This window comes from Paramesorhizobium deserti, assembly GCF_001558695.1.
In the GTDB taxonomy this organism is placed as follows: domain Bacteria; phylum Pseudomonadota; class Alphaproteobacteria; order Rhizobiales; family Rhizobiaceae; genus Paramesorhizobium; species Paramesorhizobium deserti.
On sequence record NZ_LNTU01000023.1, the window covers coordinates 358,039 to 379,661 of the forward strand.

Sequence of the window (21,623 nt, forward strand, 5' to 3'; positions counted from 1 at the left end):
GCGATGCTGAAAAGCCCCGCCGCCGAGGCAGCGGAGCTTCCTTTCACGCACAGACTATGAATTGCATATGCAGTACTGTCCCATGCATGTGCCGCCGGAATAGCCCATAGATAAGCACATGTCGCGGCAAGCCGGGTTAGTGCACGCCGCCCAAGCGGCACCGGTACTCAGAAGCAACGCGGCTCCTGCGGTTATCAGTTTCCGGCGACGATTGGCGATGAAGGCACGCAGTGAGAAGTTCGGCAGTGTCGAAGTCGCAAACATTGTTTCCCCCATTGATGAAAAGGGACCATATGACAGCCCCGAGCAGCGTCGGCTCTCTCCCCCTCCTTCTCGGGTGACGCATAACCGGAAGGACCTGAGCAATGTACGGGCGTTTTATGACGGCGGCAACGCGCTTGACAGAACAATGCGGGAAGAATGCGCGAATCTGTCCAGAAGGTTGCGCACTTTGCCGTCAGTTTTTGCCGCTAATTTTCATGCGCCGTTCCGCTGGCGTTAGCGGACAGGGCGGCGTTTCTCATTGTTTTTCAAAGGGCTGCGGGCGTTCGATCTGGATTGCTCCGTGTCCAGAAGGTAACACCCCCCTACAGTTCATCCCCACCTCGTCTTCCCAGTGCTTGTCACTGGGATCCATGCCTCAACGGTGCCGCGGTTGCTATGTGAGCCCGATGGCTGAATTGTCGTTAGTCGACCTTCGTAACCGCCTTCTTCTCGTTGGCGATCAGCCAGAGATTGCGGATATAGATGAAGAGGCCCATGCCCTGGCCGGCGATGAAGACGGGGTCCTCGCGCTGGATGGCGTAGACGAGAAGCATCGTACCGCCGCCGAGCGAGAAGAACCAGAAGGCGACGGGCACGACGCTGCGCCTTGCCCGCTCGGATGCGATCCACTGCACCACGAAGCGCATGCTGAAGCAGATCTGGGCAACGAAGCCCAAAATCACCCAGGCGTCGAGCTGCTTGACGAAAACATCGTGAAACCAGGTCGCCAGTTGAGCGAACAAATCAGCCATGGGTAATCTCCGTTACGCCCGGCACGACTTTGCGACGGCGGCGCAGCCACCAGACGCCGTAGAGATCGAGAATGCCACGCGCTCCGCGATCCAATATGCCGTAATTCGATTTGCCGTGGCGCCGCTCACGGTCGATCACATCGACGTGGACGACGCCGTATCCCTCGCGGATCACCAGCGCCGGCAGATAGCGATGCCAGCCGTCGAAGAACGGCAATTGCCGGAAGAGCTCCGTATGCACGGCCTTCAGCCCGCAGCCGGAATCGCGCGTATCGTCTTTCAGCAACGCGCTGCGCAGCTTGTTGGCAAGGCGCGATGATATCTGCTTGAGCTTGGTGTCGGTGCGTTTCAGCCGCTGTCCGGCCGCAATCCCGACGGAGGGCCCGGCGGCGGCGAGCGCATCCGCGAGTTTCGGCAGATAGGCGGGATTGTTCTGGCCGTCGCCATCCATGGTCACGACGATCTGGCCTTGTGCCGCGAAGACGCCGGAGCGCACGGCGGCGCTCTGTCCGGCAGAGCGGTCGTGGCGGATATGGCGCAGCGGCAGGCCGGATTGCATCCTTTTCGCCAGAACATCGCCGGTCGCATCGGTGGAGCCGTCGTCGACGACGATGACCTCATGGGCGCGGCCCTTCATGGCGGCGTCCACCTCATCGAGCAGGAATGCGAGATTGTCGGCTTCGTTCCGGCAGGGAATGACCACCGAGATCATCGTATCAGTCAACTATCCAAATCCTTCGGAGCGGGCATGCGGGCGCACAGATTTCCACCCAGCTGAATAATGCGCGGCTGAATAGCACCGAAAAGGCGACATTGCCACGGAGAACTTGTGATATCGCGGTGTCCTTTAGCGTTTTTCGCGAATGTCGGTGAGCGTCCTCGCCGGTGTGATCGCTTCGGGATCGAGCTTGATTTCGATGATCGCCGGTTTGCCGCTTGTTCTCGCACGTTCAAAGGCGGGCGCGAAATCTTCCGTTTTTTCAACCGTTTCGCCATGGCCGCCATAGGCCCTGGCGAGGGCGGCGAAATCCGGGTTGGTGAGCCCTGTTGCCGAAATGCGGCCGGGATATTCGCGCTCCTGGTGCATCCGGATCGTGCCATACATGCCATTGTTGATGACGAGCACGATGATCGGAAGGTCGTACTGGACGGCGGTGGCGAAATCCTGCCCGTTCATCAGGAAACAGCCGTCTCCTGCAAAGCAGACGACCATGCGGTCGCGATATAGCTGCTTGGCGGCGACAGCGGCGGGCAGGCCATAGCCCATCGAGCCGGAGGTCGGCGCGGCCTGCGTGCCGAAGCGGCGGAAGCGGTGAAAGCGATGCAGCCATGTGGCGTAGTTGCCGGCCCCGTTGGTCATGACCGCATCTTCGGGCAGGTTGGCCTCGAGCCACGCCATGATCGGCCCCATGGCAACCGCTCCCGGCCCGGTTTCGGGCGGTGTCGACCATTCGAGATAGGCGGCATGGGCGGCAGCTGCTTCGCCCGCCCATGGCAGCGGGCCGATCGGCGTCAACTCGTCGACCGCTTCCGCAAATGCATCGGGCGCGGCGTTGATGGCAAGCGCCGGGCGGTAGACCCGGCCGAGCTCTTCCGGGTCTGGATGGACGTGCACCAGCGTCTGCCTGGGATAGGGGGTGTCCACCAGCGTGTAGCCGGAGGAGGGCATCTCACCGAAGCGGCCGCCGACGAGGAGCAGGAGATCGGCCTGTTTCACCCGTTCGGCCAGCGCCGGGTTGATGCCGATGCCGACATCGCCGGCATAATTGGGGTGGAGGTGATCGAACAGCATCTGCCGGCGGAAGGAGCAGCCGATAGGCATTTCCCATCGCTCGGCAAAGCGCGTGATCCGATCGACGGCCTCGGCATTCCAACGTGAGCCGCCGAGGATCATGAGAGGCTTCTTGGCGGTTTCGAGAAGCATGTCGAGCTTCCTTATCGCCGCCGGCGACGGCGCGGTTTCGACCGGCTGCCAGGCCTGCGGGGCAGGGGCTTCGGCCTTCTCGACAAGCATATCCTCGGGAAGCGCCAGCACGACCGGACCGGGCCTGCCCGATGTCGCCACCGCGAAGGCGCGGGTGACGAATTCAGGAATGCGGGCAGGATCGTCGATTTCGGCCACCCATTTAGCCATATCGGCGAAATGGCGGCGATATTCGACCTCCTGGAACGCCTCGCGCTCGCGGGCATCGCGCTGCACCTGGCCAATGAAGAGGATCATCGGCGTGGAATCCTGCATGGCGATATGGATGCCGGGGGAAGCGTTGGTGGCGCCGGGGCCGCGCGTGACGAAGCAGATGCCGGGCTTGCCGGTGAGCTTGCCCCAGGTTTCGGCCATCATCGCGGCTCCGCCTTCCGCCCGGCAGACGGTGACGCCGATATCGGCGTCATGAAGAGCGTCGAGCACGGCGAGATAGCTTTCGCCCGGCACGCAGAACAGGCGCTCGACGCCATTGGCGGCAAGCGCTTCGACGATCAGTTGGCCGCCCGTCTTCATGACTGCCTCCCCTTTGTCAATTCCGTTAGAATTTCCTCCGTGTGCTCGCCGAGACGCGGTGAGGGGCGCTCATAGCTGAGCGGGCTCGCCGACATCAGGATCGGCGTGCGCACGGAAGGAATGGTGTTGCCATGGCCGTCGTCGAGATCGAGGCGCAGGCCGCGCGCGACGATCTGCGGATCGGCGAACATCTCGCCGATGCGGTTGATCGGGCCGGCAGGCACGCCGTTCTCGACGCAGGCATAGAGCAGGTCGGCGCGCGTGCGCTTCGAGGTTTCCGCGCTGACCGCTGCCGTCAGGGCCGCGCGATTGTCGAGCCGGGCGCGATTGGTGGCGAAGCGGGGATCAGGGGGCAGGGCGTCGAGGCCCAGAATGGCGCAGAGCCGGGTGAACTGGCCATCATTGCCGACGGCGAGGATCAGATGCCCGTCGGAGGTCGGCACGACTTCATAGGGTGCGATGTTGGGATGGGCGTTGCCCATGCGGTTCGGGCTCTTGTGGCTCACGAGATAGTTCATCGCCTGATTGGCCATGACGGCGGACTGCACGTCGAAGAGTGCCATGTCGATCCACTGGCCTTCGCCGGTGCGGCCGGCATGGATAAGCGCGGCTTGAATAGCGGTCGCGGCATAAAGGCCGGTGAAGATGTCGGCGACGGCGAGGCCGACCTTCTGCGGCTCGCGGTCCGGCTCCCCGGTCACGGACATCAGGCCGGACATGCCCTGGATGATGAAATCGTAGCCCGCCTGCTTCGCATAGGGGCCGGTCTGGCCGAAGCCGGTGATCGAGCAGTAGACGAGGCGCGGGTTGACGGCGTTCAGGCTTTCATAATCGAGGCCGTATTTCTTCAACCCACCGACCTTGAAATTCTCGATCACCACATCGGCGTCACGGCAGAGCGCGCGGACGATTTCCCGGCCTTCTTCAGTGGTGAAATCGGCGGTGATCGAACGCTTGCCGCGGTTGCAGGCGTGAAAATAGGCGGCGGAGAGGTTTTCGCCATCCGCCCCGGTAACGAAAGGCGGGCCCCAGCCGCGCGTCTCGTCGCCGCCATTGGGGTTCTCGACCTTGATGACGTCGGCGCCGAGATCGGCCAGGATCTGGCCGGCCCACGGGCCTGCCAGCACGCGCGCAAGCTCAATCACTCGGACGCCGGAAAGCGGTGCCTCAGACATGATGGCGATTTCTCCCACGGAAATATTGCGGCGCGCTTTTCAACGGAAACTCCCTGATCTCTCAATGGAAACTCTTATTGCCGATTTTGCGGTGATTGTTCGACAATCCGGTCGAGCCAGGCGATGAAATCCCGCGTGACGGCATCACGGTTGATCTCGTTCAGGCTTTCGTGCCGCGTCTCCGGATAGATGCGCTTCGTCACATCGCTGAAACCCATGGCTTTCATACGATGCGCTAGCGCTGCCACGGCCTTGCCATTGTCGGTTGCCGGGTCTTTCTCTCCGCCGACCAGATGAAAGGGCATGGTGCGCGGGACCTTGCCGAAATTCCTGTTATTTGCGCCACGAAAGACGAAATCAAAAACATCGATCCACATGGCGACCGAGGCGTCCCAGCCGCAAGCGGGGTCGGCGATATAGGCGTCAACCGCCGCCGGATCGCGGGAAAGCCAGTCGAAGTCCGTCCGTCTGTCCGGGATGCGGCGTGCCCATTGGCGGAAGGTGAGCTTCGGCAGGACGCGGCTCGGCACATCCGAGCCGAGCAGCATCCGCTCGGCTCTCAGGATGAGCTGGGCAAGCCTGCCGCTGGCCCCGGCGGAAAAATTGGCGTTCCAGATCGCCGCCGCATCGACCGTTTCAGGGTGACGCAGGACATAAGCGAGCGTGATCAGCGCGCCCATGGAATGGCCGAAGATGATGACGGGCAGACCGGGATGGGCCGCATGGATATGGGCGTTGACCGCGGCGACATCGGCAAGCACCTTCTCGGCTCCGCCGCGAGAAGAGAACATGCCCTTCGGCGCATCCACCGCTTTGGTTTCACCATGGCCGCGATGATCATGCGCATAAACGTGAAAGCCCGCCTGGGCGAGGTTTTCCGCGAAGCGGGCATAGCGCGCGGCGTGCTCGGCGAGCCCGTGATTGATCTGCACCACGCCCCGCGGCACGCCGTGCGCCCGCGCCTGGCGCAGGCAAAGCATGGCGCCGGAAGGCGAGGCCAGAATTTCCGCTGTCTGGAAAGGCAATCCGCTACCCCCGAGTGAACGCCGGCGATCTTGACTGCGTGGCGATGCAATAGTCAATTGGCGTTCTGTCATGACTTTGTCATATGCAGGAATGATCTTACCTGCCTAAATTTTGATCTGTGCAATTTATTTTTGCAAGACTGTTTGAAATCCCCTTGATAATTTCGAAAAGCTGCGCAAAAGTGCCGGTCGGAATTGGTTGAAAGACGACATTTCCAGGGCTGGCGGGCTTTATCGGGTGTTCTTTTCAACGACGACATGACCGGTTTGACGGGGTTGCTCGGGGGCTGACCCGAGGGAAAACTGTCTTCAACACTTTACATGCCGCCCATGGAAGAGAGGTGCTTCCGCAAGCGGAACCAGAGGGGAAACCGGGTGACGGAAATATCCGCGCCCGGTTTTCGCACTTTTCGGGACAGGCGTTTCTCGATCATTGCCCCGGCGTTCCAATTCGCCTACATACGGCGCAATCTTTATTCAGCCACATGATCTCATCCGAAAGCCTGCAACTTTCGGGATCATGCTCTAATCCCCAAGAGTGGAGACGACGCGCGCAATGGCACGCCAATTCATCTATCACATGGCCGGCCTCAACAAGGCTTACGGCAACAAGAAGATTCTCGAGAACCTGCACCTGTCCTTCTATCCCGATGCCAAGATCGGCATTCTCGGCCCGAACGGCGCCGGCAAGTCGACGGTGCTGCGCATCATGGCGGGGATCGACAAGGAATATACCGGCGAAGCCTGGCTCGCCGATGGCGCGACCTGCGGATACCTGCCGCAGGAACCGGAGCTCGATCCTTCAAAGGACGTGCTGGGCAACGTCATGGAGGGCGTCGCCAAGAAGAAGGCGATCATCGACCGCTATAACGAACTAATGATGAACTATTCCGACGAGACGGCGGAGGAGGGTGCCAAGCTCCAGGACATCATCGACGCACAGAACCTTTGGGATCTGGACAGCCAAGTCGAAATGGCGATGGAAGCGCTGCGCTGCCCTCCGGGCGATGCCGACGTCACCAAGCTGTCGGGTGGCGAAAAGCGCCGCGTGGCGCTGTGCAAGCTCTTGCTTTCGCAGCCGGACCTGCTTCTCCTCGACGAGCCGACCAACCATCTCGATGCCGAAACCACGGCGTGGCTCGAAAAGCATCTGCGGGAATATCCGGGGGCGGTGCTGATCATCACTCACGACCGCTACTTCCTCGACAATGTGACGGGCTGGATTCTCGAGCTCGACCGTGGCCGCGGCATTCCCTATGAGGGCAATTATTCGGCCTATCTGGAGGCCAAGGCCAAGCGCATGAAGCAGGAGGGGCGCGAGGAAGCCTCCCGCCAGAAGGCGCTGGAGCGCGAGCGCGAGTGGATCGCCTCCAGCCCCAAGGCGCGGCAGGCGAAGTCGAAGGCGCGCATCAAGGCCTATGACGAACTGGTCAAGGCGGCGAACGATCGCCGCCCGGGCGAGGCGCAGATCATCATCCCGGCGGGCGAGCGGCTCGGCCAGGTGGTGATCGAGGCTGAGGGACTGACCAAGGCCTTCGGCGATCGCGTGCTGATCGAAGATCTCGAATTCAAGCTGCCGCCCGGCGGCATCGTTGGTGTCATCGGGCCGAACGGCGCCGGCAAGTCGACCCTTTTCAAGATGATTACCGGCCAGGAGAAGCCGGATTCGGGCGCGATCCGCATCGGCGAGACGGTGCATCTCGGCTATGTCGACCAGAGCCGCGACCATCTCGACCCGAACAAGACGGTCTGGGAGGAAATCTCCGGCGGCAACGACATCATCAAGCTTGGCAAGCATGAGATGAACAGCCGCGCCTATTGCGGCGCCTTCAACTTCAAGGGCGGCGACCAGCAGCAGAAGGTGGGCAACCTCTCGGGCGGCCAGCGCAACCGCGTGCATCTCGCCAAGATGCTGAAAGCGGGCGGCAATGTCATCCTGCTCGACGAGCCGACCAACGATCTCGACACGGAAACGCTTTCGGCGCTGGAAGATGCGCTTGAGAATTTCGCCGGCTGCGCCGTCATCATCAGCCACGACCGCATGTTCCTCGACCGTCTGGCCACGCATATCCTCGCCTTCGAGGGCGACAGCCATGTGGAATGGTTCGAGGGCAATTTCGAGGAATACGAGGCCGACAAGATCCGCCGCCTCGGGCCGGATAGCGTCAACCCGAAGCGTGTGACGTACAAGCGGCTGACGCGCTGATCCATTACGATCATTGTTAAATTGGCTCCTTTGCTATACATGTATAGCAAAGGAGCTTTTTCATGCTTGCTTTGCGGCTGCCACCTGAAATCGAAAAGCGTCTGGATGAACTGGCCCGAAAGACGGGCCGGACGAAGAGTTATTACGCTCGCGAAGCTATTCTGGAACATATCGACGACCTTGAAGATCTCTATCTCGCCGAGCAGCGCGTCAAGGAAGACGGGCCCACGATCCCGCTTGAGGACGTGGTGAAGAAATATGAGGAGATCGACAAGGATGTGACTGGTGTGGACGATCAGGTTTGATGCCAAGGCCGAAAAGGAACTCGGTCGCCTCTCAAGCATTGATCGCCAACGGATTTTGAAATTTCTTCAGCAACACGTTGCACCTTCCGAGAACCCGCGCTCGATCGGCGACGCGCTTGCAGGTCCGCTCTCCGGCTTTTGGCATTATAGGGTAGGTGACTATCGTGTGATCGTCAGGATGGACGATCAAGCAATCACGGTTTACGTGGTGCGCATCGGTAACCGCCGTGAAGTTTATCGATAGATCATCAAGGACGTTGTAGGGACGGGATATGAAAGACTGGTCGGCGACGCAATATCTGAAATTCGAGGACGAGCGCAGCAGACCGGCGCGCGATCTGGTCGCGCAGGTGCCGCTGGCCGCGCCGCAAAGAATAGTCGATATCGGCTGCGGGCCGGGCAATTCGACTGAGCTTCTGGCGGCGCGCTGGCCGGAGGCGGAGATATCGGGTTTCGATACCTCACCCGACATGATCGAGAAGGCGAGGGCGCGCCTACCCAAGCTTCGCTTCGAACTGGGCAATGTGGCCGAGTGGACGCCGGACGGCGATGTCGATCTGTTGTTCTCGAATGCCGTCTTCCAGTGGCTGCCGGATCATGTCGCGCAACTCAAGCGGCTGTTCGATGCCTTGAAGCCGGGCGCTGTGCTGGCCGTGCAGATGCCCGACAATCTTGCCGAGCCGACGCACCGGATGATGACGGAGGTTGCGCGGGATCCCCACTGGGCGACGCGTATCGGGGCCAAGGCACGCGATCCGCTGCCGCCGGTTTCCGCCTATTATGATGCGTTGTCGCCTGTGGCGGGGAGCATCGATATCTGGCACACGATCTACAATCACCCGCTGGCCGGGGCCGAGGCAATCGTCGAATGGGTGAAGGGAACCGGGCTCAGACCCTTCCTCGACCCGCTCAGCGAGGAGGAGCAGAAGGCGTATCTCGCCATCTATACCGCGCGCATTGCGGAGCATTACCCGCTGGCGCGCGACGGCAAGGCGCTCCTGCGTTTCCCGCGTTTCTTCCTGGTGGCGCAGAAGGGCTAACCCATCAGAATTTGTCAGCGGTTGATCAGCGATTCGCAATAGTCCGCGCCGGCGGATTGGCTTATATCAGCGGAATGAAGCAGGGGGCGTGCCGTGACCGATCTTTTATCGCAGCTTGAAGACAATGTCGGGAAAATGCCCGAAATCGTGCCGGGCCGCCGGATCAGCGGCAGAGTTGCCGGGCTGTTCGATGCGCTGCATGGGCATTTCGGCACGCGGGCGGCGGATGAGCTGGAACTGTCGTTCGAGGGCATCCGCGGCGATTACCACGCGGGGCTGACGCGCAAATCCGGCGGGCGCGAGCCATGGTATCCGCGCGGCACCGAGATGCGCAACGAGCGCCAGCTTTCGCTCGTCGCTCCCGATGAGCTGGCCGCTATCGCCGGTGGTCTCGGCATTGCCGAAGTCAAGCCGGAGTGGATCGGCGCCAATATGAATATCGAGGGCATTCCGCTCTTTTCCATGCTGCCGCCACGCACGCTCCTGTTCTTCGAGGGCGGCGTGACGCTGCGGGTGGATGGCCAGAACGCGCCCTGCAAGATCGCCGGCACCGCGCTCGCCGAGAATGCGGGCGTCGCCGATGTGGCGGGGACGGCGCTGGATTTTGTCCGCGTCTCCAAACGTTTGCGCGGGCTTGTCGCCTGGGTCGAGAAGCCGGGCACGGTGAAGGCTGGCGAGAAGGTGGAAGCCAAGATACCCGAGCAGTGGATTTGGAGCAGTGGATTTATCGGGGGTGAGTGACTGTTGATCCTATTTTGTATTTTGCAACGCGACTGATGTCAGAAATGCCGCAACGTCCAGTCGACCGCACAGCTTTAGCTTATGCGACGGATACGCCTCGAAAAACCGCTTATGAGCATCGAATGAATTCAGATGGTTTTTCCGAAGACGGTAGCCTCGCGTGTATTCCAGAAGCTCCTCGAACTGTTCTTCAGTTCCGCCATTCGTTTGGCCTCGTTGCAGGAGATTAGAAATGCACTCCTCGTCGGAGATATCGAGCCAAATCAGGGTTGTCACACGCGGAAGCATTTGCTGAATGATTGAGCCGTAGATGCCTTCCATGATCCAAGAGTTGCCATTCGCAGCCCGGGCAACCAATTGGTCACGCTCGTCGCGTGGACGCTCCCCTACAAAATTCGGCAGCCAGTGAAAATCATCGAGGTGGTACGCTGGGAATTGTAGCCTGCGGGCTAGCTCTTGAGCCAGCCATGTCTTGCCACTTCCGCCGTTCCCCATGATGAAAATTCTATCCATCATTCAACTCCGCCTCGCTCAAGGTCAGAGCGATACTTTACACGCCTTCCTCCTCATCCGCCTCCAGCAATCTCGTCGCCCGCCATTCCGTCAGCTTGGCATTGACCGCGTCGAGCACGAAGAAGCGGGCGGAATCCTTGTCGTAGCCTTCATCACGCAGCGCGTCGTAATCGGTATGGACATGGCGTATGTGTGCGACCGTCGCCAACCAGACGGCGACGGATGGCGGCAGCGTCTTCATATGCGGGGCTTGAGCTGCGGCGCGGATCGGCTCCGAATCCGAATAGGGCACGGCCGGCAGGAGCGCCGTCAAAGCCTTGCCGATAGCGCGTTGACGTGCAGTGCCGGCGCTCATTTCATCGTTCCCTTTCCACTTCGGTCCCGCCCATGGCGGTTTGTGCTTGCATGCTTTCCCATTTTCACATAAACATATCTTTATATCTTTCGAGGCATTGCCTCAGACGGGATCATGCTATGAACAACAGCAGTCTTCATCTGGACCCGATGGTTGATACGCTGAAAGCGGCGGCGGAATCCAGCCGGCTGCGCATTCTGGCGCTCCTGTCGCGCGGCGATCTGACGGTTTCGGATCTCACCTCCATTCTCGGCCAGTCGCAGCCGCGCGTTTCGCGTCATCTCAAGCTGCTTTACGAGGCGGGGCTCATCAACCGTTATCAGGAAGGGTCCTGGGCTTATTTCCGGCTTTCCGACGAGGGGTCGAGCGGCGAGATCGCCCGTGCGCTGATCGCCCGGCTGGATGACGCCGATCCGCTTCTGGAGCGCGACCTGGAACGGCTGGCGGCGGTCAAATCGCAGCGCCAGCAGAAGGCGACGGCCTATTTCAGCACCAATGCCCGCAGTTGGGACCGCATCCGCCTGCTGCACGTCTCCGAAAGCGCGGTGGAAGCAGCGCTGAAGCGCATCGTCGGCAAGACGCCGTTCCAGTCGATGCTGGATGTCGGTACCGGCACGGGGCGCCTCCTCGAACTGTTCTCGCTGCTTTATGTGCGCGGCGTCGGCATCGATATCAATCGCGATATGCTGACGGTGGCCCGCGCCAATCTCGACCGCGCCGGCATCACCAATGCTCAAGTGCGGCAGGGCGATGTTTATGCCCTGCCGGTGGAACGGGAGAGCTTCGATCTCGTCACCATCCATCAGGTGCTGCATTTCCTTGAGGACCCGCAGGCGGCGATCCGCGAGGCGGCGCGGGCGCTGCGGCCCGGCGGGCGGCTCTTGATCGTCGATTTTGCGCCGCATACGCTGGAGTTCCTGCGCGAGGAGCACGCGCATCTGCGCCTCGGCTTCAGCGACGAGCAGATGCGCGCCTGGCTGACCGAAGCCGGCCTTGCCGTCGATGAAACCCAGAAGCTGGAATCGAAAGGCGGGGATGCCGGGCTGACCGTGAAATTATGGCTCGCACAGGATCCGCGCCTGATCATTGCCGACCCTTCCTCCCAAGACTTGACGGAGAGTGTTTGATGAGCGTTTTCGGTCTTTCCCGCCGTCCTGATATCGGACAGACGACGCGGGTCTCCTTCGAATTCTTTCCGCCGAAGACGGAGGAGATGGAAAAGCGGCTCTGGGAGACGGTGACGCGGCTGGCGCCGCTGAAGCCCGAATTCGTGTCGGTGACCTATGGCGCGGGCGGTTCGACGCGCGAGCGCACGGCCCGCACGGTGGCGCGTATCCTGAAGGAGACCGATGTCACGCCGGCCGCGCATCTGACCTGCGTCGATGCGACGAAGGAAGAGGTCGACACGGTGATCCGCGAGTTCTCGGCGCTGGGGATCAAGCGGTTCGTGGCGCTGCGCGGCGATCCGGCCGGCGGGGTGGGCGATCAGTACCGGCCGACGCCGGGCGGTTATTTCAACGCCGCCGAGCTGGTTGCGGGCCTGAAGGCCTTCGCCGATTTCGACATTTCCGTCTCCGCCTATCCCGAAAAGCACCCGGAAAGCCCGGATTTCGCCACCGATATCGACATGCTGAAGCGCAAGGTCGACAATGGCGCGACGCGGGCGATCACCCAGTTCTTCTTCGACAACGACCTTTATGAGCGCTATGTCGAGCGCGTGCGCCGGGCCGGCATCTATATCCCCATCCTGCCGGGCGTGCTGCCCATCCACAATTTCAAGCAGGTGACCAATTTCTGCTCACGCGCGGGCACGCATATCCCGGCCTGGCTGGCGGAGCGCTTCGATGGCCTGGAAAACGACCCGCAGACGCATATGCTGGTTGCCGCCGCGGTGGCCGCTGAACAGGTGCTCGACCTTGTCGAGCGCGGCGTGCAGGATTTCCATTTCTATACGATGAACCGCGCCGATCTTGCCTTCGCCATCTGCCATCTGATCGGCATCCGCCCGCACAAGCAGGGGGTGGAGAACGAACCGACCAAGGCTGTGAGCCCGGATCTGGCGGGAGCGGCCGCGTAATGACCGCATTGAAAAAGCCCGGACGCTGTGCCGGGCTTTTTCCTTTTGTTCTTCCCCTGGGATTGAGGACCCCTATCTGCAGTTTCTGATCCTTCTTATGGAAGAAGGCCCATTACCATCGCACCGACAAATGCGAACGCTGCACAGATCATCAGGACATTAAGCGAACGTGTAAGTCCCATCGGTCTGCCTCCTTCGAGCGCCATAGCTCATACAACAATCGGATGATCATCCAAATGGCGCTGGGTTAACGGCCGGGAATCTATGCTCAATCGGGTCACAAAAAAAGCGGAATTCGTGCTGCATCGCGACATTTATGAGGAAAATATTTCCCTCTATCGGTCTAAACGATTGAAAAAAAACGTTTACCTCGCCCGTTCACTTTTCGTGAAGCATAGCGTCCGCGCGAGCGGAAATCAGATTTTTGCCATTTTCAGAGCATCGGACGATTCGCTTTAAACCTCAATTGGGCCCAAGTCGCCGTAATGGCTTTTTTCTGTCGCCAAGCCTTGTTAGGCTCCCGCCGCCAGACCGGCTTGGAGGTCCGATGCAACGATTCGATACCGCACGGGACGTCGCCCTTTCGACGCGTCCGGATCATCCGGTCTACTGCTTCCATCCGCGGGTGTTGGTGGAGGACGCCCGCCGGTTCATGGACATGTTTCCGGGCGAAACCGCCTATGCGGTGAAGACCAATGGCGAGCCGATGGTGCTCAAGACCCTTGCCGACAACGGGATCGATCTGTTCGATGTCGCTTCGCCGGCGGAATTCGCAGCCGTGCGCGAGACCGCGCCCAATGCGCGGATGCTCTACATGCACCCGGTCAAGGCGCAGTCCGACATTCGCCTGGCGCTCGAGACCTATGGCATTCGCGTGCTGGCGATCGACCATGAGGACGAGATCACCAAGGTGACGCGCATCGTCCGCGCGCTCGATATCGATCCGGGCCAAATCACCATCTATGTCCGTATCCAGACAAAAGGCCATGCGGCTTACGAACTCTCGAAAAAATTCGGCGCTGCTCCCGCCCATGCGGTGGAACTTCTGCAGCGGCTGCACCGGACCGGCTACAAGGTGGGCATCTGCTTTCACGTCGGCAGCCAGATCGAGGATCCTGATACCTATGAGCGGGCGCTGCGTTCGGCGGACTGGGTGCGCAACCGTGCCGGCGTTCCCTTGGCGGGGCTCGATATCGGCGGCGGCTTTCCCGCCGAATATGGCCATGATCCGCGCCGCAAGCATGTCGAGATGCCGTCGCTCGGGCAATTGATGTCGCGGCTGCGCGGCGACATTGCGGAATGGGGTTTTGCCGACCTGCCTTTGGTGGCGGAGCCGGGGCGTGTGATCGTGGCGCGCGCCTTTTCGCTGATCGTGCGCGTATTGTTGCGAAAGGGCAGGCGGCTCTACATCAATGATGGCATCTGGGCGTCGCTGTCGGATTCCTGGACGGGCAAGATCACGCTGCCCGCCCGCTTCATCCCCGATCCGGCGATCAAGAACCGCAACGGCAATTCCAAGTCGATCGTGCCGTTCCGCGTCTGCGGCGCGACATGCGATTCCGTCGATATATTGTCGCGGCCGTTCTGGCTGCCGGAGACGGTGGATACCGGCGACTGGATCGAAATCGGCCATATCGGCGCCTATTCCATGGCGCTGCGCACCCGCTTCAATGGGTTTTATCCCGATACGTTCGTCGAGGTGGAGACGCCCTTCGACGAGGGTGAGGAGCCCGACAGCTTCGCTTCGCTGGAAACAATGGCGGGATAACGGCTTTGCGTCATATGACGCTTCCGTGACGGCCTGTTTAAGTTCTTCGTAAGGATAGGCCGCTTAAAGTCGATCCAGAAACGGCGCGAGGACCTTGATGTCCCGCGAGGCATGATGCCGCTCCGTCGAGCCGGGCCCGTCGGCATGTTCCATGATCCTTCCCCATGACTTTCAAAGACATTGCTTTCGAGCAGGATATCCGGACGAGGAACCGTCATGCATGCATTCAGGAACGAAACCGCGTCGCCGCGTGCGCCTGAAACCGTGCCGGAAGAGGCGATCGATATCCCGACCGAATTCGACGATGTACGCTATATGCTGCATTGCTGGCAGGCAGCGCGCATCAATATGCCGCTGCCTTCCTACGAGGATTTCACGCTCGGCAATATGGGGCGTTTCGCCGACGAGATCGCGGTGGTTCATTGCAAGCCGGGCAAAGCCGCCAGAATGCTGCGCGCCGGCAAGGCGGTTCGCTCGATCCTCCGCTTCGGCCAGGAGCAGGCGCCCGATCTTGGCGCCGTGCCTTTTGGCTTCAGGCATGCCATCGATTCGGCCATCGACCGCTCGCGGCTGACCGCCGAGCCGAGCCTCACGCTCTGCCGCTGGCTGATCGAAAACAAGGTTTCGACCCTGGAGATCATCGCCTTCCCGCTTTCGTGCCGCTGGACGGGAGAGTATTTCCTCTTGCTGATGCGCCCGCGCAAGGCGCAGCTCAATCTTCCAAAGCTGCTCATCAATGCCTCGCAGCAGGGCATTCTCGGGCTCAATCCTGTCATGGGCGCGGATGGGTTGCCGCGTGATTTCCATATTCTGAGCGTCAACAATGCGGCAGCCCGCTTTCTCGGCTCGCAGCCGGACCGGCTGCAGTTCACGCTTTTTTCCGAGGCGCTGGCGCGCATGGGGATCGCTACCATGCCCAGACGATTGCTGCGGGCGGCGCGCGGCGAGCCGATCGAGCCGTTCGAGCTTGCCTATCAGCTCGACGCAAACCCGCTTGCCTTGCAGGTCGGTGTCGATTCCGCCGACGGCATCCTCGCCGTGACCCTGACCGATATCCGGGATCTCAAATCCCGCGTGACGCTGTTCCGCTCGCTCTTCGATGACAATCCGGCGCCGATGTATGTGCGTGCGCAGGGCGAGGAGGGTTTCCTTAACGTCAATGAAGCGGCTCTGCGCCTTTACGGCTACGGTCGCGAGGCTTTTCTCAAGCTCGGCGTATCGGATATCCGAGCTGACGGGCCTGCCGAGGACCCGCATGAGAAAGACGCGGCTTCAACCGAAACAAGCCTGCGCCATCGAACTGCCGACGGCCGGATCCTCGACGTCATCGAATATGCCAGCGAAGTGCTGGTCGATGGCCAGCCGGCCACGCTTTCCACCATTATGGATATCACCGAGCGGCGGCGCGCCGAGGCCCATGTCACCTATCTCGCCCATCACGATCCCTTAACGGGCGCGGCCAACCGGACGGTTTTTACCCGCGAGATCGAACGGGCGGCCTGTAATCTTGCCGATGGCGGGCGTGCTTTCGGCGTGCTGCTGATAGACCTCGACGATTTCAAGGCGGTCAACGATACGCTGGGACACGCCGCCGGCGATGCGCTGCTGATCGAGGTGACGAAGCGGCTGAAAAAACGCGTGCGCGAAGCCGATATCGTCGCCCGGCTCGGCGGCGACGAGTTCGCCATCCTGGCGCCCGGCCTCGAGGCGCGCGAGCAGATCGAGGTGCTTGCCCGGCGCATCGGCCAGGAGCTGTCGTCGATCACCAGTGTGGACAGCCGCCCGGTCCGCATCGGCGCCAGCATCGGCGGCGCGGTTGCCCCTATCGACGCGACCGAGGCCGACGATCTCCTACGATGCGCCGATCTTGCGCTCTACCGGGCCAAGGGTTCGAGCAAGGGCGTGGTCCGCTTTTTCGAGCCGGAGATGGACGCGCAGGTTAGCGAGCGCCGCCTGCTGGAGATGGATTTGCGCAATGCTGACATCGCCAGTCAGTTCGAGGCGCATTTTCAGCCGATACTTTCGGTCCAAACCGGCAAATTGTGCGGTTTCGAGGCGCTGATGCGCTGGCGTCACCCCAGCCGCGGCATGGTGCCGCCCTCGGAATTCATCCCGCTTGCCGAGGAAACCGGCCAGGTGGACCGGCTTGGATGCTGGATGCTGCGGGAGGCCTGCGCCCAGGCGGTTTCCTGGCCTGATCCGCTGATGGTCGCCGTCAACGTCTCTCCCGTCCAGTTCCGCAGCGGCGGACTTTTGGAGGCGATTGAGGAGGCGTTGAGTTCAAGTGGGCTCGCTGCCGACAGGCTGGAGATCGAGATCACGGAATCCGTGCTCCTCGATGACAGCGCGGCCAATCTCGCGCTGCTCAGGCAGCTTCGCGAGCGCGGCGTGCGCATCGCGCTCGATGATTTCGGCACCGGCTTTTCGAGCCTGCATTATCTCAAGCAGTTTCCGTTCAACCGGTTGAAGATCGACCGCTCTTTCGTGCGCGAGATCGACAACAGCCGGGAATCGCTGGCGATCGTGCGTGCGATCATCGGGCTCGGCGCGAGCCTTGGCATCGACACGACGGCGGAAGGGGTGGAAACCGCCGCTCAGCTTGAAAGGCTTCGGGCGGAGCGCTGCGGAGAGCTGCAGGGCTTCCTGTTCAGCCCGCCCGTCGCACCGGGGAATGTCGCTGACATCATCGGCGCGTTCTTCGGAGGGGAGAAGCGAGTGGCTTAGTCACAGCTTATTCAACAGCTCCACCGTCGGCCAAGCGTCGGCCGGCATGCCGAGGCGGAGCTGTTCGCTGCGCACGGCGTCGCGCGTAAGGAGGCCGAAGACGCCGTCGATCTTGCCCATGTCGTAGCCGCGGGCGGCGAGCTTCGTCTGCAATGCCTTCATCTGGTCGGTGGTGAGGCCAAGCTCCGGATTGCCCATCTCAAAAGCCGGCGCGCCGGCAAGGCGGGTGGCGAAATAGGCGGCGGTCGTCGCATAGACGATGGACTTGTTCCATTCCACGAAGACATCGAAATTGCGATAGGAGAGGAAGGCCGGTCCCTTGCGCCCCATCGGCAGGAGCAGCGAGGCATCGCCATCGTCGGGGCCGAGCGGACCGTCCAGCCCCTCGACGCCCCATGCGGCCCATCTGGAATGGGGCATGCGGTTGGTGCGGCTTGCCTCTTCCCAGGGAAGGTCACGCGTCAGCCGCACCTCCTCCAGCCAGGGCTGGCCCTTCTGCCAGCCGAGATCCTGCAGCATGCGCGCCGCCGTCATCACCGCATCGGGCACGCTGTTCTTGAGATCGACGCGCCCGTCGCCATCGCCGTCCGTGCCGCGTTCGAGATAATCGAGCGGAAGCACCTGCATCTGGCCGATCTCGCCGGCCCATGCGCCCGTGGTGCGGGCGTCGACGACGCCCTGGTCGAAGAGCTTCAGGAGCGCGATCAATTGCGGGCGGAAGAGTTCCGGCCGGCGGCAATCGAAGGAGAGCGTCATGAGGGCGTTCAGCGTGTCGAAATCGCCCTGGATCGCGCCATAGTCGGTTTCAAGACCCCAGAAAGCAGCGATGACCGGACCGGGAACGCCGTAAGTTTCCTCGGCTTTTTTGAAAATGGTGGCATATTTCACCAGATTTTCACGGCCTTTTTTCAGACGAGCCTCGGAAATGAGCCGCTTGGAAAAATCGGCAAAGGTCAGATTGAAGACACCCTGTGCGCGGTCGCGTGCGAGGACCTTATCATCGATAGAGGCCTTGTAGAGTTCGCTGATGCCCTTGTCGGTGACGCCGGCAGCGCGAGCCTCCCTGACGACGCCGTCGAACCAAGCCTCCATGTCACCGCCGCAAGCCGGTTTCGGCGCTGCGGTTTCACCGACGGGGGCAGGGGACGGCTGCTGCGCTGCTGCGAGCGCGGTGGAGGCAAATAGCGATGTTGCCAACAGAAGGGCGGTCTTCTTCATTTATCAAATTCTCTCGGGAGCGATTGGCTTTCGGCAGAGCACGAAGCGCGCAATTGAGACTATTCTTGGACTGCGGCACTCGGCAATGGCTCGAAATCAAAATAAATGCGTCGAACCCATGGTGCGGATCACCCAATGGATCATTGCGAGGCAAGCATCCGGGTTCCTTTGCCGCCTTCGACCCAGGCACGCCATTCATCCGGACTACCGGCGAAGACATTGATATCGGCATCGCCCTTGATGCCGGGCACGCTGCCGGTCCCGGTATATTGCCAGAATGTCCAGGGATGCTCGCCATATTTCTCGTTCGGGTGCCCCGCCACTGAACGCAGCCAGAAATGATGATTGTCCTTCATGCGCCGCAGATCGTTGTCGTCGAAGAAGTCGATGGTCGTGTAGATGATCGGTCGCTTGCCATAATGGCGTTCGACCGCATCGAGGAATATCTTCATCTCGCGCCGGACGACGGCGGGGTCCGGCCGTTTCTTGCAGGTGGGCGAAAGCGGGTTCCATTCCATGTCGAGGACCGGCGGCAACGCGTCTGGTTCGCGCGGCACATTGCGGATGAACCATTGCGCCTGCTCGATCGCCGGGCGGCAGAAATAATAGAAGTGATAGGCGCCCCGCGGCATGCCCACGGTCCGCGCCCCGGCCCAATGCTCGGCAAAGCGCTCGTCCACCCGGTCGCCGCCCTCCGTCGCCTTGATGAAGACGAAGGAGATGCCGCTGTCGCGCGCGGTCTTCCAGTCCACCGTCCCCTGATATTTGGAGACATCGGTGCCATGGACGGGATAATGCCAGGGCGTCTTGCCGTTCCAGTCGTGCGGCTTGCGGTCATCGAATTTGGGTGCGCGGACGGCCGGGTAGGAGAACGTCATCTTGCGTTCCGTCCGGATGGTCCGCGTCGCTTCGGTGAAATTGTAATCGACTGACGTACAAGCCGACAGCAACAGGGACATGAGAACGGTGGCGGTGCGCTTCATGACTAAGGCCATAGTCGAAACAGGGTTTATAAAGCGTTACGCGATCCGCTGGCGCTCGTCACTAGGGGATGACCGATTTCAGGTTGAAAACAGGGGTTCAGCTGCGCCTGATTACGGAAATACAGGCAAAACCGCGATAGAGCACGCGCGCGTCAGCTTTTGCGCCCGCATCAGCGGCGATTGCCTCCGCTGCCGTGAAGAGGTCGTTGCGCGGGGTGACGTGGAACCATTCCAGCCATTGGTAGAGGGTGGCGCGAAACCAGCGCGGCAGACCGTTCTGATCGCCGAAATCGACCACATGCAGTTCGCCGCCGGGGGCGAGATGGGCGACAGCCTCGCGCATGACGGCCTGCCATTGCGGGATCATCGACACGGCATAGGAGATGAAGATGCGGTCGAAATCCTGCCGGCCGAACAGCGCCTCTGGGTCGAATCGGGCGGCATCGGCATAGGCGAGATGGAGCCGGTTGGCGATGCCCGCGCGTTCCGCCGCCTTTTGCGCCGTGGCGAGCATTTCACGCGAGATATCAATGCCGTAGAGCTCCGCGCTTGGAAACTGATTCATCGTCTTGATGAGATTGCGCCCGGTGCCGCAGCCGATCTCCAGCACGCTGCCACCGGGCGGGACGCGTAGGCTGGCGATCATCTGGTCGCGGCCCAGCAGGTAATATTTGCGCGTTGCATCGTAGAAATGGCGCTGATGGCGATAGACCCGGTCCATCAGGCTGCCATGGTCGATCTTTTGCGCCTTGCCGAACATGTCAGGCGTCTTTCAGGCAGTAGAGATGGAAACCGCCATAGATCGAGGAGCGGTCTTGGGCATGCAGCGCGCGGGATTGCTCCTCGCGATACTCCCAGCGGTCGAGAATGGCGGGATCGACGCGGCCGGGCAGCAGGCTCGGCTCGGCGGCGGTGCGGAAGATGACGCGCGCGCCGGGCGCGGCGGTGCGTGTGATCTCGCGCCAGGCGTCGTTCAACTGCGTATCGTTCATCCAGTCCTGCGCGTCGAGCAGAATGAAGCGGTCGACCGAGGCGTCGGGCTTGGCGGCGAGGAATTCCGTATAGGAGGCGTTGACGACGCTCATGCGGCTGACCCGCGCCCGTACTTTCTCGAAATTGACGCGCGAGAGATAGGGCGGCAGCGGGCCAGTTTCGGCATCTGCGCTATAGCCGCGGCCGAAAGCCTGCCAGGCGAAATAATTCTCGTTGAGCGGAAAGCCGCAGGCGAGCTTTTCCAGCCGGCCGCGCAGGACGGCGGCCATGTCGCCATTGCCAGCGGTCGCCAGCGCATCATATTGCTGCGGCGGGATGCCGAGGCCGAAGAGAGAGGATTTGCGCGCCGTCGCCCAGCGGATCATGCGCTTGTCGAAGAGGGGCGCGAGGGCGGTATCGAAGAATGTGCGCTGCTCCTCGATGGTGCGGGCTTTCAGGATATCGCGCGGGTCGATGCCATAGAGGCGAGCGACGCGGTGGCCCATGCCGATGAACACGCCGAGCAGGCCATGACGATAGAGATCGCGCCAGAAGATGGAGATGCGGCGGCGGCCGGAGAGCATCCGCTTTTCCCAATAGGCGCGGCTTTGCGGGTCGAGATGTGGGCGGATGAAGCGTTCATAGGCCTTGAGATTGGCCTTGTCGTCGGCGGTGCCGTAGAAGCGGTAGAAAGCATCGTAACTGGGCAGATGGGCGAGGGCGGCGAGTTTCAGCCGGTTGAACGCCACATGCGCCGGGTTCAAATCGACCGCCTCGACGCTCGCCGGATCGGCGGTGAGATAAGAGAGCGCGTTGCAGCCGCCCGATGCGATGGTGACGATGCGGTGACCGGGGCCGATCTGCAAGGCCTCCATGTCGACTTCCGGGTCTTCCCATATTTGCGGATAGACCAGCCCCTTGAACAAATGGGCGAAGAGCCGTTCGGACATGCCCGCTTTCGAGAAGGGTGAATTGCGCTGCATGGCGCGTTTCACCTTTTCGTTGCCG

At 61.5% G+C, this 21,623-nt stretch carries 21 protein-coding genes; 10 read left to right on the forward strand and 11 right to left on the reverse strand.

Annotated elements, in window-relative coordinates:
* The first annotated feature begins 217 nt into the window (after nt 1–217).
* Complete coding sequence (locus ATN84_RS26935) at nt 218–502, forward strand: hypothetical protein (RefSeq protein WP_153020250.1); 285 nt, start codon at nt 218–220, stop codon at nt 500–502.
* Nucleotides 503–686: 184 nt separating this feature from the next.
* On the opposite strand, the gene ATN84_RS14620 is transcribed toward ATN84_RS26935, so the two are convergent.
* The 5 genes from ATN84_RS14620 to ATN84_RS14640 all read right to left on the reverse strand — a co-directional run bounded on the left by ATN84_RS14620 (nt 687) and on the right by ATN84_RS14640 (nt 5,713).
* Nucleotides 687–1,016 carry a lipid-A-disaccharide synthase N-terminal domain-containing protein gene (locus ATN84_RS14620; protein ID WP_068882352.1) on the reverse strand — a complete coding sequence of 110 codons (330 nt, stop codon included), beginning with the start codon at nt 1,014–1,016 and terminating at the stop codon, nt 687–689.
* The gene (locus ATN84_RS14625) at nt 1,009–1,728 is read right to left on the reverse strand and encodes a glycosyltransferase family 2 protein (RefSeq protein WP_068882354.1); all 720 of its coding nucleotides are present in this window, start codon (nt 1,726–1,728) and stop codon (nt 1,009–1,011) included. The genes ATN84_RS14620 and ATN84_RS14625 overlap by 8 nt, the downstream gene beginning before the upstream one ends.
* A gap of 135 nt (nt 1,729–1,863) precedes the next feature.
* Complete coding sequence (locus ATN84_RS14630) at nt 1,864–3,513, reverse strand: thiamine pyrophosphate-binding protein (protein WP_068882355.1); 1,650 nt, start codon at nt 3,511–3,513, stop codon at nt 1,864–1,866.
* Nucleotides 3,510–4,688: a CaiB/BaiF CoA transferase family protein gene (locus tag ATN84_RS14635; protein WP_068882357.1), complete on the reverse strand. Its 1,179-nt coding sequence runs from the start codon at nt 4,686–4,688 to the stop codon at nt 3,510–3,512. The genes ATN84_RS14630 and ATN84_RS14635 overlap by 4 nt, the downstream gene beginning before the upstream one ends.
* 74 nt (nt 4,689–4,762) lie before the next feature.
* On the reverse strand, nt 4,763–5,713 hold the full coding sequence (locus ATN84_RS14640) for an alpha/beta fold hydrolase (protein WP_082766299.1): 951 nt from the start codon (nt 5,711–5,713) through the stop codon (nt 4,763–4,765).
* 556 nt (nt 5,714–6,269) lie between these two features.
* Here ATN84_RS14640 and ettA point away from each other — a divergent pair.
* The 5 genes from ettA (at nt 6,270) to ATN84_RS14665 (ending at nt 10,005) form a co-directional block, all read left to right on the forward strand.
* A complete protein-coding gene (gene ettA / locus ATN84_RS14645) occupies nt 6,270–7,919 on the forward strand; it encodes an energy-dependent translational throttle protein EttA (RefSeq protein ID WP_068882361.1) in 1,650 nt (549 codons plus the stop codon).
* Nucleotides 7,920–7,981: 62 nt separating this feature from the next.
* Nucleotides 7,982–8,224, forward strand: coding sequence for a type II toxin-antitoxin system RelB family antitoxin (gene relB, locus ATN84_RS14650; protein ID WP_068882363.1), 243 nt, complete (start codon nt 7,982–7,984; stop codon nt 8,222–8,224).
* Complete coding sequence (locus ATN84_RS14655) at nt 8,205–8,468, forward strand: type II toxin-antitoxin system RelE family toxin (RefSeq protein WP_244491095.1); 264 nt, start codon at nt 8,205–8,207, stop codon at nt 8,466–8,468. Before relB ends, ATN84_RS14655 begins: the two co-directional genes overlap by 20 nt.
* Before the next feature lie 28 nt (nt 8,469–8,496).
* Entirely contained in the window at nt 8,497–9,264 is a 768-nt protein-coding gene (gene tam / locus ATN84_RS14660; RefSeq protein ID WP_068882367.1) for a trans-aconitate 2-methyltransferase, read from the forward strand.
* A 93-nt stretch (nt 9,265–9,357) separates the two neighbouring features.
* Complete coding sequence (locus ATN84_RS14665) at nt 9,358–10,005, forward strand: MOSC domain-containing protein (RefSeq protein ID WP_425287406.1); 648 nt, start codon at nt 9,358–9,360, stop codon at nt 10,003–10,005.
* Between the two features lie 9 nt (nt 10,006–10,014).
* On the opposite strand, the gene ATN84_RS14670 is transcribed toward ATN84_RS14665, so the two are convergent.
* Together ATN84_RS14670 and ATN84_RS14675 are read right to left on the reverse strand one after the other, a co-directional pair.
* Nucleotides 10,015–10,521 carry an AAA family ATPase gene (locus ATN84_RS14670; protein WP_068882368.1) on the reverse strand — a complete coding sequence of 169 codons (507 nt, stop codon included), beginning with the start codon at nt 10,519–10,521 and terminating at the stop codon, nt 10,015–10,017.
* A gap of 34 nt (nt 10,522–10,555) precedes the next feature.
* Nucleotides 10,556–10,873 (reverse strand): DUF2293 domain-containing protein, encoded by a 318-nt coding sequence (locus ATN84_RS14675; protein WP_068882370.1) that lies wholly within the window; start codon nt 10,871–10,873, stop codon nt 10,556–10,558.
* Between the two features lie 119 nt (nt 10,874–10,992).
* Here ATN84_RS14675 and ATN84_RS14680 point away from each other — a divergent pair, with 119 nt between their 5' ends.
* The 4 genes from ATN84_RS14680 (at nt 10,993) to ATN84_RS14700 (ending at nt 17,442) form a co-directional block, all read left to right on the forward strand.
* Nucleotides 10,993–12,000 carry an ArsR/SmtB family transcription factor gene (locus ATN84_RS14680; RefSeq protein ID WP_068882372.1) on the forward strand — a complete coding sequence of 336 codons (1,008 nt, stop codon included), beginning with the start codon at nt 10,993–10,995 and terminating at the stop codon, nt 11,998–12,000.
* Nucleotides 12,000–12,950: a methylenetetrahydrofolate reductase [NAD(P)H] gene (metF, locus tag ATN84_RS14685; protein WP_068882374.1), complete on the forward strand. Its 951-nt coding sequence runs from the start codon at nt 12,000–12,002 to the stop codon at nt 12,948–12,950. Before ATN84_RS14680 ends, metF begins: the two co-directional genes overlap by 1 nt.
* Before the next feature lie 547 nt (nt 12,951–13,497).
* Nucleotides 13,498–14,718 (forward strand): alanine racemase, encoded by a 1,221-nt coding sequence (locus ATN84_RS14695; protein WP_068882378.1) that lies wholly within the window; start codon nt 13,498–13,500, stop codon nt 14,716–14,718.
* 216 nt (nt 14,719–14,934) lie between these two features.
* Nucleotides 14,935–17,442, forward strand: coding sequence for a putative bifunctional diguanylate cyclase/phosphodiesterase (locus tag ATN84_RS14700; RefSeq protein ID WP_068882380.1), 2,508 nt, complete (start codon nt 14,935–14,937; stop codon nt 17,440–17,442).
* Here ATN84_RS14700 and ATN84_RS14705 read toward each other — a convergent pair whose 3' ends face one another.
* The 4 genes from ATN84_RS14705 to ATN84_RS14720 all read right to left on the reverse strand — a co-directional run bounded on the left by ATN84_RS14705 (nt 17,443) and on the right by ATN84_RS14720 (nt 21,598).
* Nucleotides 17,443–18,660 carry a lytic murein transglycosylase gene (locus ATN84_RS14705; protein ID WP_068882382.1) on the reverse strand — a complete coding sequence of 406 codons (1,218 nt, stop codon included), beginning with the start codon at nt 18,658–18,660 and terminating at the stop codon, nt 17,443–17,445. It abuts the gene before it with no gap.
* Between the two features lie 140 nt (nt 18,661–18,800).
* On the reverse strand, nt 18,801–19,643 hold the full coding sequence (locus ATN84_RS14710) for a glycoside hydrolase family 25 protein (RefSeq protein WP_153020252.1): 843 nt from the start codon (nt 19,641–19,643) through the stop codon (nt 18,801–18,803).
* Nucleotides 19,644–19,740: 97 nt separating this feature from the next.
* A complete protein-coding gene (locus tag ATN84_RS14715; RefSeq protein WP_068882386.1) occupies nt 19,741–20,403 on the reverse strand; it encodes a class I SAM-dependent methyltransferase in 663 nt (220 codons plus the stop codon).
* Nucleotide 20,404: 1 nt separating this feature from the next.
* Nucleotides 20,405–21,598: a BtaA family protein gene (locus ATN84_RS14720; RefSeq protein ID WP_425287413.1), complete on the reverse strand. Its 1,194-nt coding sequence runs from the start codon at nt 21,596–21,598 to the stop codon at nt 20,405–20,407.
* Between the last annotated feature and the right edge of the window lie 25 nt (nt 21,599–21,623).

Bases quoted from the DNA above. Each gene is read 5' to 3' on its own strand.
- ATN84_RS26935 (WP_153020250.1), top strand. From the start codon at position 218: ATGAAGGCACGCAGTGAGAAGTTCGGCAGTGTCGAAGTCGCAAACATT.
- ATN84_RS14620 (WP_068882352.1), bottom strand. From the start codon at position 1,016: ATGGCTGATTTGTTCGCTCAACTGGCGACCTGGTTTCACGATGTTTTC.
- ATN84_RS14625 (WP_068882354.1), bottom strand. From the start codon at position 1,728: ATGATCTCGGTGGTCATTCCCTGCCGGAACGAAGCCGACAATCTCGCA.
- ATN84_RS14630 (WP_068882355.1), bottom strand. From the start codon at position 3,513: ATGAAGACGGGCGGCCAACTGATCGTCGAAGCGCTTGCCGCCAATGGC.
- ATN84_RS14635 (WP_068882357.1), bottom strand. From the start codon at position 4,688: ATGTCTGAGGCACCGCTTTCCGGCGTCCGAGTGATTGAGCTTGCGCGC.
- ettA (WP_068882361.1), top strand. From the start codon at position 6,270: ATGGCACGCCAATTCATCTATCACATGGCCGGCCTCAACAAGGCTTAC.
- relB (WP_068882363.1), top strand. From the start codon at position 7,982: ATGCTTGCTTTGCGGCTGCCACCTGAAATCGAAAAGCGTCTGGATGAA.
- tam (WP_068882367.1), top strand. From the start codon at position 8,497: ATGAAAGACTGGTCGGCGACGCAATATCTGAAATTCGAGGACGAGCGC.
- ATN84_RS14670 (WP_068882368.1), bottom strand. From the start codon at position 10,521: ATGATGGATAGAATTTTCATCATGGGGAACGGCGGAAGTGGCAAGACA.
- ATN84_RS14675 (WP_068882370.1), bottom strand. From the start codon at position 10,873: ATGAGCGCCGGCACTGCACGTCAACGCGCTATCGGCAAGGCTTTGACG.
- ATN84_RS14680 (WP_068882372.1), top strand. From the start codon at position 10,993: ATGAACAACAGCAGTCTTCATCTGGACCCGATGGTTGATACGCTGAAA.
- metF (WP_068882374.1), top strand. From the start codon at position 12,000: ATGAGCGTTTTCGGTCTTTCCCGCCGTCCTGATATCGGACAGACGACG.
- ATN84_RS14695 (WP_068882378.1), top strand. From the start codon at position 13,498: ATGCAACGATTCGATACCGCACGGGACGTCGCCCTTTCGACGCGTCCG.
- ATN84_RS14700 (WP_068882380.1), top strand. From the start codon at position 14,935: ATGCATGCATTCAGGAACGAAACCGCGTCGCCGCGTGCGCCTGAAACC.
- ATN84_RS14705 (WP_068882382.1), bottom strand. From the start codon at position 18,660: ATGAAGAAGACCGCCCTTCTGTTGGCAACATCGCTATTTGCCTCCACC.
- ATN84_RS14710 (WP_153020252.1), bottom strand. From the start codon at position 19,643: ATGAAGCGCACCGCCACCGTTCTCATGTCCCTGTTGCTGTCGGCTTGT.
- ATN84_RS14715 (WP_068882386.1), bottom strand. From the start codon at position 20,403: ATGTTCGGCAAGGCGCAAAAGATCGACCATGGCAGCCTGATGGACCGG.
- ATN84_RS14720 (WP_425287413.1), bottom strand. From the start codon at position 21,598: ATGCAGCGCAATTCACCCTTCTCGAAAGCGGGCATGTCCGAACGGCTC.